9 protein-coding genes are annotated in these 13,449 nt (G+C 65.5%); 6 read left to right on the plus strand and 3 right to left on the minus strand.

All coding sequences use genetic code 11. The features are described 5' to 3' along the window. Positions 1–62 precede the first annotated feature (62 nt). Entirely contained in the window at positions 63–749 is a 687-nt protein-coding gene (locus tag KYX69_RS18600; protein ID WP_300500059.1) for a L,D-transpeptidase family protein, read from the plus strand. 157 nt (positions 750–906) lie between these two features. Here KYX69_RS18600 and KYX69_RS18605 read toward each other — a convergent pair whose 3' ends face one another. Then, a complete protein-coding gene (locus KYX69_RS18605) occupies positions 907–1,575 on the minus strand; it encodes an alpha/beta hydrolase (RefSeq protein ID WP_300500062.1) in 669 nt (222 codons plus the stop codon). 108 nt (positions 1,576–1,683) lie between these two features. Then, on the minus strand, positions 1,684–3,948 hold the full coding sequence (locus KYX69_RS18610) for a penicillin acylase family protein (RefSeq protein ID WP_300500065.1): 2,265 nt from the start codon (positions 3,946–3,948) through the stop codon (positions 1,684–1,686). 86 nt (positions 3,949–4,034) lie between these two features. On the opposite strand from KYX69_RS18610, the gene KYX69_RS18615 reads away from it, so the two are divergent. Further along, positions 4,035–6,095, plus strand: a complete 2,061-nt coding sequence (locus tag KYX69_RS18615) for a S9 family peptidase (RefSeq protein ID WP_300500068.1) — start codon at positions 4,035–4,037, stop codon at positions 6,093–6,095. Positions 6,096–6,198: 103 nt separating this feature from the next. Then, positions 6,199–6,762 carry a thermonuclease family protein gene (locus KYX69_RS18620; RefSeq protein ID WP_300500071.1) on the plus strand — a complete coding sequence of 188 codons (564 nt, stop codon included), beginning with the start codon at positions 6,199–6,201 and terminating at the stop codon, positions 6,760–6,762. 7 nt (positions 6,763–6,769) lie between these two features. Here the strand turns inward: KYX69_RS18620 and KYX69_RS18625 are convergent, their stop codons facing one another. After that, entirely contained in the window at positions 6,770–7,105 is a 336-nt protein-coding gene (locus tag KYX69_RS18625) for a hypothetical protein (RefSeq protein WP_300500074.1), read from the minus strand. A gap of 164 nt (positions 7,106–7,269) precedes the next feature. On the opposite strand from KYX69_RS18625, the gene KYX69_RS18630 reads away from it, so the two are divergent. From KYX69_RS18630 to KYX69_RS18640, 3 genes are all read left to right on the plus strand, one after another. Beyond that, on the plus strand, positions 7,270–8,475 hold the full coding sequence (locus tag KYX69_RS18630; protein WP_300500077.1) for a hypothetical protein: 1,206 nt from the start codon (positions 7,270–7,272) through the stop codon (positions 8,473–8,475). A gap of 230 nt (positions 8,476–8,705) precedes the next feature. After that, complete coding sequence (locus tag KYX69_RS18635) at positions 8,706–11,012, plus strand: TonB-dependent receptor (RefSeq protein WP_300500080.1); 2,307 nt, start codon at positions 8,706–8,708, stop codon at positions 11,010–11,012. Positions 11,013–11,482: 470 nt separating this feature from the next. Next, the gene (locus tag KYX69_RS18640; protein ID WP_300500082.1) at positions 11,483–13,417 is read left to right on the plus strand and encodes a ribonucleoside-diphosphate reductase subunit alpha; all 1,935 of its coding nucleotides are present in this window, start codon (positions 11,483–11,485) and stop codon (positions 13,415–13,417) included. Positions 13,418–13,449 lie beyond the last annotated feature (32 nt).

The following is a 13,449-nucleotide window of genomic DNA, read 5'->3' on the forward strand; positions in this document are numbered from 1 at the left end:
ATCGAGGGGTGGTCAGATGCGGCCCGATCCACGATCTGGCGTTGATGAACTGGAGGAGATTGATGCGCGCAGGCGGATGGATGGTGCGGACGGGAATCGTGGCGGCGCTTGGCGTCGGTGCGATGGCTGCAGCGGCGCTGATCCCCGCGCCCGAACCGGCCCGCAGTGCTGCCCCGGTGACAGCGGCGCCCGCGCCCGCGCCCAAGCCGGTGGTCGCACCTGCACCCGCGCCCGCCCCAGCTCCCGCCGCTGCGGCACTCCCGCCCGCCGCCCCGGCGCTGGAGGCGATGACGGTCAAGCGCATCCTCGACATTCCCGGCCCGATCAGCTTCGGCACCTATTACTGGAACACCGACGGCGTTCCCGCCGACGGCCCGCTCGTCATCACCGTCGATCTGGAAGCGCAGACCATGTCGGTGTTCCGCGACGGGTACGAGATCGGCGCGACCGCGATCCTCTATGGCATGGACGACAAGCCGACCCCGCTCGGCGTGCATGAGATCAAGCAGAAAAAGGTCCACCACATCTCGAACCTCTACGGTGCACCGATGCCGTACATGATGCGCCTCACCTGGGACGGCGTCGCGATCCACGGGTCGGAGGTGGAGGAGGGCCGCGCCACGCATGGCTGCATCGGCGTGCCGACGGCGTTCGCCAAGCTCGTGTTCGCGCAGGCCAAGCTCGGCGACAAGGTAATCATCACCCGCGGCAAGCGGCTCGGCATGGGCGGCGTGGTTACGCCGGATTAAGACTTTCCTCCCCCGCCAGGGGGAGGTGGCACGCGCAGCGTGACGGAGGGGGAGGGCGGCTGCGTCCCCACGGCTCTAGCGACGGTGCTTCCTCCCCCTCCGTCGCCTTCGGCGCCACCTCCCCCTTGCGGGGGAGGATTAGGGGCGATCCGGCACCCTACTCCCGCCCCAGATAATGCCGCTGCGCCGCATCCGAGGCATTCACCGCCAGCAATGCATGCCGCTCCACCGGCCGCGGCCGCCCGTGCCGGTCGCTCGCCGCGTCCAGCACCCGGTCGAGCATCCGCTGACCCTCGCTCCACCAGCCCAGATCGCTGTCGGCGTTGAGATGCCCTTGCGCGCCCGCATCGACGAACACGCTGCCCCAATTGGCGGCCAGGTTGCGCGAATGGTCGATATGCGCCCAGGGATCGTCGCTGCTCGCGACCAGGATCGACGGAAAGGGCAGGGGTTTGGACGGCGACGGGGCAAAGGCGCTCAGCGCCCCATGCGTCCCGCCATCGACATCCGCCGGCGCGACCAGCAGCGCACCCGCCACCGGCGTGCCATAGGTCTGCCCCGCCAGTTCCGCCCACCAGGCGACCGCGAGGCAACCGAGGCTATGCGCGGCCAGCACCACCGGCCCCTGCACCGCGCGGATCGCCTGATCCAGCTTGGTAACCCAGGCGTTACGGTGCGGCGTATTCCACATCCCCAGCTCGACCCGCTGGGTGTCGGGACGCGATACCTCCCACAGGCTCTGCCAGTGTGACGGCCCCGACCCACCCAGGCCGGGCACGGTCAGAACGATGGGCGATCGCGCGTCATGCGGTGAGAACATGGACATGCAGTGTCTCCAGCGACGGCGGCTCCCTTGCTGTCCAATTTATTCCTACTCATTTAGTATGCAATAGGCTTGCGGCGAAGCGAACGCGGCGCGCGCCCGGTCGCCGGGTTACTCGCGAATCGTCACCGCCTCCCCGACCTTCGCCGCTGCAATCTGCGCCGGGGTGAACGGGAAGCGCACCCACTCCTTGCGCGAATACAACCGCGTCTGATCGCCATACCAGGGCGATTGCGGGTCGGGCGATTGCGAGTAGGACAGGATCGTATCCGCCACCGGCCCTGCATCATCGAACCCCACCACCTGCACATAGCTCGACCCGTGGCGCGGCGTGACCCCGCCCGGTGCCGGCACCATCATCTGCACGTTGAGCACGCCCAGCGCGCCGTCGCCGCCATGGATCGGGATGCGATCCGTGATCCGCCGGGCAAAGGCGACATCGCCCCAGCGCGCGTCGAGCGCGATCCCTGCCTTGGTCACCTCGTCCGCCGCAGCCTTGAGCGCCGCGATCAGCTTGTCGCCCGTGTCGCCGCCGGTGACCAGATCGCGGGGGGTCTGGATCGGGTCCTTGGCATCGAACGGCACCGCCCAGATGCCCGGCACACTCCGCGCCTTCATCCAGAAGCGGTCGAACAGCCACGCCGCGCGGCTGTCGAGGTCGTAGCGCCCGTCCCACTTCCCCAGCGCCGCGCACGCCTCGGCCACCTCTGCCTTGCCCGCGCACAGGGCGAGCAGGGGTTTCAGCGCCAGTTCGCCCGCATGGCTCTTGTTGGCGAACGTCATCGCCTTCGCCCGCTCGTGATCGACCTTGCCGCCCGCAATCAGCGCGCGGGTCTCGATAAAGCCCGACCGGGTGCGCAAGGACACTGGCTTTTCCGCCTCGCCCAGGATCGGCGACAGCACGGCATGGGGATGGTCGGCATTGCTCAGCCAATAGCTGTCATTCATGTTCGCGACGTAATCGCGCCGCGCCTGCACCGCCTGATCGCTGGCGGGCATCAGCCCCGGCACCGGCGTCCCCGCCGCCGCATCCCACGCACAGGCTGATTTCGACCCGTCGAGCAGGATCGCGGTGCGCGCCACCACCGGCGACAGCGGCGTCGCGCACGCCTTCGCCTTGTCCGCCGACACGTTTGGCACGGCGGTTACATCGGCGTGCAGCGCGTCGCCATGCCGGTCGGCGACGATCGTATTGACCCATGGAATGCCCAGCGTCTCGCTGACCGCCGCGCGCACCTCACCAACGTTCCTTGCCGTCGCGATCCGCACCCAGGTGCCGATCCCGCGCTGGTTGCCCGCATTGGCGTCGCGCATCGCAAAGGCGGTGGTCTTGCTCCACGTCGCCATCGCCTGCGGGATCACGATGACCTGACCAAAGCGGGTCGAATACAGCGTCCGCGTCACCGGCGCCGCGCCATCGGGCATCGGCACGGTGACGGTCTTCGCGACCATCTTCTCCGACTTGCCGTCGACCAGATAGGCGGTCGGATCATTCGGATCGAGCGTCAGCTGATACAGCGTAAAGTGCCGCGCCGCCGTAACGGTATGCGTCCAGGCAATGTCCTTGTTAAAGCCAAGCGTGGGGAAGGGCGACCCGGCAATCCCGACTCCTGCCGTGTCCATCTTGCCCGGAATCGTCACGTGCATCTGCCAGAAGCGGCTTGGCCCGTGCCACGGGAAGTGCGGGTTGCCGATCACCATCCCCTTGCCATTGGCGGTGACATCGCCGCCGAATGCCCAGCCATTGCTGGCCACCTCGAACTTCGCGGGATCGGGGAGTGCCATGCTCACCTTTGCCGCCGGTTCGGCCCCGGGCGGCACCGCATTCGCGATGGCGGGCGCGAAGTTGAGCGAACTGGCGAGCAGCATCTGCTTCTCGTTCAGCCGCAGCATGTCGTCGGCGGTGATTGGCCGCACCCACGCCTTGCCGCGACATTCTGCCGGCACCTTGTCCGGCCCGAGATCCTTGAGATAGCGATTATACCCCGCAACCCATCCCGCAGTCAGCGCCAGCGCAGCCGCCCCCTGCGCCGTCGCCCCGCGCCGCAGGGCTGGCAAGTCGATCGCCGAGCGAAAGAACAGGTCCGACGACAGATTGTCTACGTTCTGGAAACCGATCGTCGAGTTGTTCTTCGGCCCGAAATGCAGCGAGCGCTCGCCTGCCACCGTCGCAAACTCCTCGGCGATCATGCACAGATTGTCCTGCGCATAGGCGTACCCCACGCCATAGCCCGCCCCGCGCCAGTCCTGCGCGACGATATGCGGCACGCCGTGTGCCGTCCGGGTGATCGTCGCGGCGTAACGATACTTCGCATCCGCCGCCCCGCCCCACAGCATCGCTACGCCCACAGCCGCCAACAGTATCGCCTTGCCCATCCGGTCCTCCCGTTTTCGCAACCCTAGCGCGGCTTACGTCCACGGCAACCGTTTGCGCCGCCGCGCCGCTCGGCTAGAGCGATGCGATGAGCCAGACCAAGCCCCCCGTCGCCGCCACCCGTCCCTATAGCTTCGAGCGCCACGGCGTGACCATCGAAGACCCGTGGCACTGGTTGCGCGACCCCGGCTACCCGGAGGTCAAGGACAAGGACGTGCTCGCCTATCTCGAGGCGGAGAACGCCTATTATGAAGGCGTGATCGAGCCGCTCAAGCCGCTCTCCGAAACGCTGTTTCAGGAGATGCGCGGCCGCATCAAGGAGGACGACGCGACGGTCCCGCAAAAGGACGGCGCCTATCTCTACTGGACCGACCACGAAACCGGCGGCGAATATCGCCGCTGGTGGCGGAGGCCCGTTGCTGGCGGTGACGCCGAACTGATCCTCGATGAGCCCAAGCTGGCCGAGGGCAAGGAGTATTTCGTCCTCGGCGGCTTCTCTATCAGCCCCGACGACCGCTATCTCGCCTATGCCTTCGACGACAATGGCTCGGAACGGTTCGAGGTGCGGGTCAAGGACCTTACGACCGGCGAGCTGCTGGCCGACACCATCCCCGGCGTCCTCTCCGACCTCGTCTGGACCTCGGACTCAAAGGGCTTTCTCTACGGCGTCGCCAACGACCAGTGGCGCACCGACAATGCCCGCTGGCACAAGCTCGGCGACCCGGTCGAAAGCGATATCGAACTCTATCACGAGGATGACGAAGGCTATCGCGTCGGCGTCGGCGAAACCCAGTCGCGCAAGTGGCTGGTCATCTCGACCGGCGACCATGTCACCAGCGAAATTCGCCTGCTCCCCGCCGACAATCCGCTCGCCGAACCGATCCTCGTCGCCCCGCGTCAGACCGGTCGCGAATATGATGTCGAGGAGCATGACGGCACGCTCTACATCCATACCAACGACACCCACACCAACTGGCGCCTCGTCACCGCCCGCCTCGACGCGCCGGGCGAATGGCACGAGCGGATCGCCCCGTCCGAAACCTTCTACATGACCGGCGTCACCACCTTCGCCGACTATTTCGTGGTCGAGGGGCGCGAGGCCGGGCTCGATCAGATCGAGATCCACCAATATGCCGACGGTCCCGGCAAGCGCATCGCCTTCCCCGAGGCAAGCTATGTCGCCAGCCTTGGCGACAACCCCGAATATGCGATGGCCAAGCTGCGCATCGGTTATGAATCGATGGTTACGCCCGGCACCGTCTATGATTACGACGTCGCCACCGGCACGCTCGAGACGCTCAAGGTCCAGATCATCCCCTCGGGCTATGACGCCAGCAAGTACGCGACCGAGCGGCTGCACATCGCCGCGCGCGACGGCACCGACATCCCCTGCTCGATCGTCTACCCCAAGGACTTCCCGCGAGACGGCACGGGGAAGGTCTATCTCTACGCCTATGGCGCCTATGGCTACGCCATCCCGCCCGGCTTCTCGACCGCGCGCATGTCGTTCCTCGATCGCGGCGTCGCCTTCGCCATCGCGCATATCCGCGGCGGCGACGATCTTGGCCAGCAATGGTATCTCGACGGCAAGCTCGAAAAGCGCACCAACACGTTCAACGATTTCGTCGATGTGGCGAAAGGGCTGATCGATCGCGGCTACACCCACAAGGGCGGCATCGCCATCGCCGGGCGCAGCGCGGGCGGCGAACTGATGGGCGCGGTGATCAACTCCGACCCCGACCTGTGGGGCGTGGTCGTCGCCGATGTGCCGTTCGTCGACGTGCTCAACACCATGCTCGACGACAGCCTGCCGCTGACACCGGGCGAATGGCCCGAATGGGGTAACCCGATCACCGACAAGGCCGCGTTCGACCTGATCCGCAGCTACAGCCCCTACGACAACGTCAAGCCGCAGGATTACCCGCCGCTGTTCATCTCCGGCGGCCTCAACGACCCCCGCGTCACCTATTGGGAACCCGCCAAATGGGCGGCCAAGCTCCGCGCGACCAAGACCGATTCCAACGTCCTCGTCCTCAAGACCAATATGGGCGCAGGGCATGGCGGCAAGTCCGGCCGCTGGGAAAGCCTGCGCGAAGCGGCGGACGAAAACGCCTTCATCCTGTGGCAGCTCGGCCTCGCCAACGCCTGACCGCATCGCTCCATTATGGCGGGACTCCCCGCCACGCCGGATTCAGTCCTTAAGGATTTGATCAGCAGCGCCTTTTACCCTCGTCTCCTAAGGAGACGCTGGCGTGAAACATCCTCTGGACCTGCATCGCGATCGGCGCACCTGGCACGGGTGGAAGCAGGAGCGGGGGCTGCGCCGTCGCCGGTCGTCGGCCCGTTTCGGGCGCAACGAACTGGCCGGGACGCTTCTCGCCGGGATCGTCGGCGGGCTGGCATGGACGATGCTTCCCGCCGCAACGTCTGCACCCGCACCCGCAGCACCCCTGGCCGCAGCAGCCACCAGCTTCGGCTTCTGCCACCGCGGCGGCGGCACCAATTGCGTGGTGGACGGCGACACCTTCTGGATGGCCGGGGAAAAGATCCGCATCGCCGATATCGACACCCCCGAAACCCACCCCGCGCGCTGCCCGGAAGAAGCCCGGCTCGGCGCGGCGGCGACGCAGCGGCTTCAAGCGTTGCTCAACAGCGGCACAGTGACCCTCCACCCGATCGACCGCGACACTGACCGCTATGGCCGCAAGCTGCGCCGCGTCGAAGTGGACGGCCGCGGCGTCGGCGACACGTTGGTCGCCGAGGGACTGGCCCGCCCTTATCGTGGCCGCCGTACGGGGTGGTGCGACCAGAGCTGAGTGCCGATCACGGCTTGCGCCGCGCGCTCGCAATGCTCCGCAACGCCTCGATCCGCGTCTGCAGTCCCGCACGCTCGGACTCGGACAGGCCGTCGCGGGCATAGCGTTCCTCCAGCGCCGCGATCCGCCGGCCCTCGCGCCGCAACTCCCGCGCCTCCTTGCGCGACAATTTGTCGGCATCGCGCGCATCGCGGATCGACTGGTCAACCTGATGCAGCTCGCGCGCCACCCCGGGCAGCGCCGGTCGCGGCGCGGGCCAGCCGACATTGCTCCCGGCAGGATCGCGAATCTGCGCGGCGGCGGGGGTGGCAAGCAGGATAACGGCGATCATGAACAGGCGCATGGAACGTCTCCTCGCCGTTCTTTCGATGCGCAAGCCTGTCTATTTGCTGAATTCTCTGTATCTCAACAGGGCGGGATAATCTGTTGCAATCGCGCGACGACCTGGGTCACATTGTGTTTCGCTGGCCGGTCACGCCATCGGCCCTAGCGTGCAAGGGGGCTGCCATGGCGAAAAGCGACCGCGTCAACACGGTGACGAAGCCAAGCGAAATCTACGTCTTCAGCCATACCGGACAGGTCAAAGGGGCGCATCGGTGGAGCGATACCCATGTGTCCAGCTCCGGCGGCGGCGGCTGGGTCGGGCCGCACGGCGGCAGAGTCGAGGCAGCTCAGGTCCACTCCAACGTTGTTCAGCGCGGCAAGTTCTTCCTGTGTGAGGACAACGGTGCCGAACATGAAATCCATTCGCTCTTCGGTGTGCGGGATGGCCAGCGGGTGATCGCTGCATGGGGCGGCGACACCCATAGTCGGCGCGGCTATCTGATGGGCCTCCACAATCTCGCAACGGGCGAGCGGCTCATCATGGATCGCGAGGTCCGCCGCCTCACGGCATCCTTCGGCGGCTGTGCGCTGGCGATTGCCGCTCTGGTTGCTGCGGGTGTCGGGGCGATGGTGCTGGGGTCGCTGCTCATGGGCATGATGACCGGTGCCGACGTCGATCTGCTGGGGGCCAAGGGCGGGCTGTTCTTCCTGTTCGGCGGCGCCGTGATCGGCGCTGCGCCACTCGTCTATCTGCTCGTTCGGCATCAGCAGCGCGCAAGCTGGATCACCGATGCGACGCGGCGGGTGCTGAACTCGGAACTCGATTCGGCCATTGCTGCAGAACGCGGACAGGTTGCACCTCCGGCACCGTCGATCGACGACAATCCACCCGCGGCCACGACCGCGCTTGTCGCAGCCGTGGCATGTGCGGTGCTCGGCGTCGTCCTGGCGTTTCAGGGGGCGGGGGCCCAGAACGCGGTCGGCCCCGACAATCTTGTGCCGACCAGCAAGCTCGCTCCGTTTCTTCCGGCCGAGGTTGACGGGGCAACCCAGACGAATCAGCGCGTCGGTGCCAATTACTGCACGGCGGACGGATGCTATGAACTCCTGATCGCCGACATGGGCCTCCAGGCCAAGACGCAGCGCTATGGCAGCTACGAAACGAAGGATGGCTGCAGCTACGAAAAAGTGCGGATCGAAAACGATGTGCGCACGCAGGAACTGTATAACTGCTACAAAAAAGAGCTCGAATATGCCGAAATTTCCGGCCGGCGCATGATGATCGGAGCGGTCAGCAAGGACTTGCCGCTCGCGACGCTCAAGGCTGCGGTGCGGGCGGTCGATGCAGAGGCCGTGTTGGCGGCTTCAAAGGACTATCGGGTAGAATAACGCGGTCGGTTCGTCGGCAACCGGCGACATCTGAACGCTGCTATTCTCGACCGCTGTGCGATAACAGTCGCGCAGCGCGTCAGCTAATGGCGGCGTAACGACTCGCACCCCACCGTCCCCAAATCGTCACCAAACTCTCCCCGCTCCGTCATCGAAATCGCGTCGCCGTGCAACAGATCGGGGGCAGGGGGCGTGCACCACAAACCACGTCCATCGGGGGAATCCAGATCATGGCATCGCGCCTTTCCGGCGTCGCAATCGCGGCGCTGCTCACCACCGTGTCCGGCACCGCGCTCGCACAGGAAGCGCCCGCACCACGCGCGGCGGTCGAGGACGGCAACGGCGACATCATCGTCACCGCGCAAAAGAGCGAGCAGCGCGCTGTCGACGTGCCGATCACGATCAGCGCCAATAGCGGGGAGCGGATGCGTGAGCTGGGCGTGCAGGATCTGGACGAGCTGTCCAACTATGTCCCCGGCCTCAACGTGCAGGAGCAGAGCGCGAACAACCCCGGCATCGTGATCCGCGGCATCACCTCGGACTCGGGTTCGGCGCAACAGGGGCCGCGCGTCTCGCTCTATTATAACGGCGTGGATATCTCGCGCTCGCGCGGCTCGTACCAGGCGATCTACGATCTCGAGCGCGTCGAAGTGATCAAGGGTCCGCAGGCGACGCTGTTCGGCACCGCCTCGACGATCGGCGCGATCAGCCTGATCTCGGCGCGTCCGGAAGCCGGCTTCTCGGGTGAGCTGACCGGCAGCTACGGCAATTTCGACGCGTGGCGCGTCGCCGGTTTCGTCAACGCCGGCAACGACGTGTTCGGTGGCCGCATCGCGTTCGAAGTGAAGAAGCGTGATGGTTATGTCGAAAATCTCGCCCCCAATCAGGACGATCTCTATGCGCAGGACCAGGTTGGCGTGCGCGGCTCGCTGCGCTGGACGCCGAGCGATGCGTTCACCGCCGACCTGATCCTGACCTATGACCAGCAGCGCAACAGCGGCACGCCGTTCATCTCGCGCGCCCTCCCGACCACGGCCGGCCCGGGCAATCCGTTCGGCGTCGCGCATCTCGGCGGCTCGCCTGTCTCGGCGACGGCGCTGGGGATGGACAAGCTCGGGCTCAACCGTGAAGTCTATGACGCCAACCTCACGCTCAGCTGGGACATCACCGATCGCTGGTCGCTGACCCTGGTCAATGGCTATCGTGAGTTCGACAGCCTTGAGGTGTTCGACGCCGACGGTTCGGCCGCCTGGTATCTGGAGTTTGCCGAGTACGCCAAGGGCTGGCAGGCGAGCCAGGAAAGCCGTTTCGCCTACACCAGCGACCGGTTCCGCGGCTCGTTCGGCTTCAACGTCTTCGCCGAAGACAATTTCCAGAACGTGCCCTTCTCGTCGGAAGAGGGCATTTTCCTGCAGTGCGCGGCGAACATCATCCCCGGCCTGGGTTGCATCAACGCGGCGGGTGTCGTGACCGCGGCACAGGCGACGTCGATCGCCACCGGCGGCCTGCTGACCGCCGTCCCCTACAGCTCGGTGTTCGAAAATCAGGGCCGCAACGACAGCTATTCGCTGTTCGCCGACGGCACCTGGATCCCGTTCGAACAGCTTGAGCTGACCGCCGGCGTGCGCTGGCTCACCGAAACCCGCCGCTCGGGCTATTTCGCCCGCGTGCCGCGTTCGCAGCTGTCGGGCGGCGCATCGCTGATCCCGGGTCAGGTCGATACCGCCGGCCGCACGCTCCATGCCGAAGACAGCTTCGACGCCGTGCTGCCGCGCTTCAACATCCTCTATCGCGCGATCGACGACATCAACGTCTTCGCCACGGTGTCAAAGGGTCGCCGCTCGCCGGTGGTTCAGCTCTCGGCACGCGCGACTGCCGCCGGTCCGGTCGAAAACCTCAGCCTCGTCGCTGACGAAAAGGTGTGGAACTATGAAGCCGGACTCAAGGGCCGCGTTGGCCCGGTCTCGGGCACGCTCGGGGTCTATTACCAGAAATATGACGGCTTCCAGGTCAGCGTGGTCCAGTCGAACGGCACCACCGTGACGCAGAGCGCGGGCAAGGCGAGCAACTTCGGTGTCGAAGCCGAGGTCAGCGTCCGCGCCACTCCATGGCTGACCGTCTTCGCCAATGGCGCCTATATCGATGCGAAGATCGAAAAGGGCAATTCGGTCGCACCCGCCTTTTCCGGCGCGCGCTTCCGGCTCCAGCCCGAAGTGCAGGCGGCGGGCGGTTTCACGCTCAACACGCAGCTGGGCGGAGTCCGCGTCTTCGCGACCCCGACCGTGACCTATCGTTCGCAGATCTTCTTCGAGATCCCGAACAGCGCGGCGATCAGCCAGCCGGGCGTCACCCTGTTCAACGCGCGCGCGGGCGTGTCCTTCGCCGACGATCGCTACGAACTCGCGCTGTTCGGCCGCAACCTGTCGAACGAGGATTATCTGCTCGACGGCGGCAACACCGGCGGCGCGTTCGGTATCCCCACCTTCATCCCGGCCGAGCCGCGCTTCTACGGGATCGAACTGACCGGCCGCTTCTGATCGCGAATCCGGTTCCTTGTGCATCCCCGTCCGGCGTGCCGGGCGGGGATCACTATATCTGGGGCCCTCGACTTTCAGAAAGCTGTGGATGAATCGCCCCGCGAAAAAATTCCCGCGTTCGCGCGTCGTTCTCTTGCATTCTGAAAAGGCGAGGAAGGTCCGCGCGTCGCGGCATCTGCGCGGTGGTTAGCGTGCCATGAACCGAGTCATATCAGCGACGAACCGAGTCCCTTAACTGTCATTTACGGTATTGCCTCCGCTGTCGGATTGGCACAATCTCTAGTGGTCACACAGGGGGACAAGCCCAAGCACTGGTGGAGCATCGCTCGCGATCCTATATCGCGGGGTGTCTTTCTGTCGCTTGGATGGTGCGGATGGACATGTTTTGTTCTCTCCGTATCGGATGCTAAGGTGCTAGGATCGGTGCCGCCCCCCGAGTCGTGACGATTGGACGTGGCAGGGGACGACCGATGGACTTCAGAGACAGCCAGGAAACGAGCGTGAGTGAAACTGTGACCGATACCGTCGAACCGCCCGTTGCGCCCAAGGTGGCTGCGCCCGAAAAGGCTGTGAAGGCCAAGAAGAAGCTCGATTCGAAGACCGTCGCTCCGCGCATCTACCCGGTCGAGGTGGATCATTCGCGCGACGCGCTGCTGACCGAATTCGGCAAGGACACGCTGCGCGACCGCTATCTGCTGCCGGGTGAGAATTTCCAGGACCTGTTCGTCCGCGTCGCGTCGGCCTATGCCGACGATGCCGCGCATGCCCAGCGCATCTACGACTATATCTCGCGCCTGTGGTTCATGCCCGCCACCCCCGTGCTGTCGAATGGCGGCACCGGTCGCGGTCTGCCGATCAGCTGCTTCCTCAACTCCGTGCCCGACAGCCTCAATGGCATCGTCGACACCTGGAACGAAAATGTCTGGCTCGCCTCGCGCGGCGGCGGCATCGGCACCTATTGGGGCAATGTCCGCGGCATCGGTGAGCCGGTCGGCCTCAACGGCAAGACCTCGGGCATCATCCCGTTCGTCCGCGTGATGGATTCGCTGACCCTCGCGATCAGCCAGGGCAGCCTGCGTCGCGGCTCGGCCGCCTGCTATCTCGACATCAGCCACCCGGAGATCGAGGAGTTCCTCGAAATCCGCAAGCCCAGCGGCGACTTCAACCGCAAGGCGCTGAACCTCCATCACGGCGTGCTGATCCCCGACGCGTTCATGGAAGCGGTGCGCAATGGCGAGGAGTGGGACCTCAAATCGCCCAAGGACGGCAGCGTCCGCGGCACCGTCAACGCCCGCGCCTTGTTCCAGAAGCTGGTCGAAACCCGCCTCGCGACCGGTGAGCCGTACATCGTGTTCGCCGATCACGTGAACAACAACATGCCCAAGCATCACCGCGATCTGGGCCTCAAGGTCTCGACCTCGAACCTCTGCTCGGAAATCACCCTGCCGACCGGCAAGGACCATCTGGGCAATGAGCGCACCGCGGTCTGCTGCCTCTCATCGCTCAACCTCGAAACCTGGGACGAGTGGAAGAACGAGAAGGGCTTTATCGAGGACGTCATGCGCTTCCTCGACAATGTTCTTCAGGACTATATCGACCGCGCCGAGCCGGGCATGGAAAAGGCCGCCTATTCGGCCGCGCGCGAACGCAGCGTGGGGCTCGGCGTGATGGGCTTCCACAGCTTCCTCCAGGCGCGCGGCCTGCCCTTCGAAGGCGCGATGGCCAAGACCTGGAACAGCAAGATTTTCAAGCACATCAAGGCGCAGGTCGACGAAGCCTCGATGCAGCTGGCGGTCGAGCGTGGCCCGTGCCCCGACGCCGCCGACATGGGCGTGATGGAGCGGTTCAGCTGCAAGATGGCGATCGCGCCGACCGCGTCGATCAGCATCATCTGCGGCGGCACCAGCGCGTGCATCGAACCGATCCCGGCCAACATCTACACCCACAAGACGCTGTCGGGCAGCTTCTCGGTCAAGAACCCGTATCTTGAGAAGATCCTGATCGAAAAGTCGAAGAACAGCGACAATGTCTGGAACTCGATCCTCGAGCGCGGCGGGTCCGTCCAGCATCTCGACTTCCTCAGCCAGGAGGAAAAGGACGTGTTCAAGACGTCGTTCGAAATCGACCAGCGCTGGCTGCTCGAACTCGCCGGCGACCGCTCGCCCTATATCGACCAGGCCCAGTCGCTGAACCTGTTCATCCCGGCCGACGTCGAAAAGTGGGACCTGCTGATGCTCCACTTCCGCGCATGGGAGCTCGGCATCAAGTCGCTCTATTACCTCCGCAGCAAATCGGTGCAGCGCGCCGGCTTCGCGGGCGGGGTGGAAGCCGACAACACGATCGACGCGCCGCAATTCAACCTGGGTGAATCGACCGATTATGACGAGTGTCTGGCTTGCCAGTAAGCCGCGCCGGCATGTGAGCGCCCTCCGTGCGG

Source organism: Sphingomonas sp. (assembly GCF_030145815.1).
Classification (GTDB): Bacteria; Pseudomonadota; Alphaproteobacteria; order Sphingomonadales; family Sphingomonadaceae; genus Sphingomonas.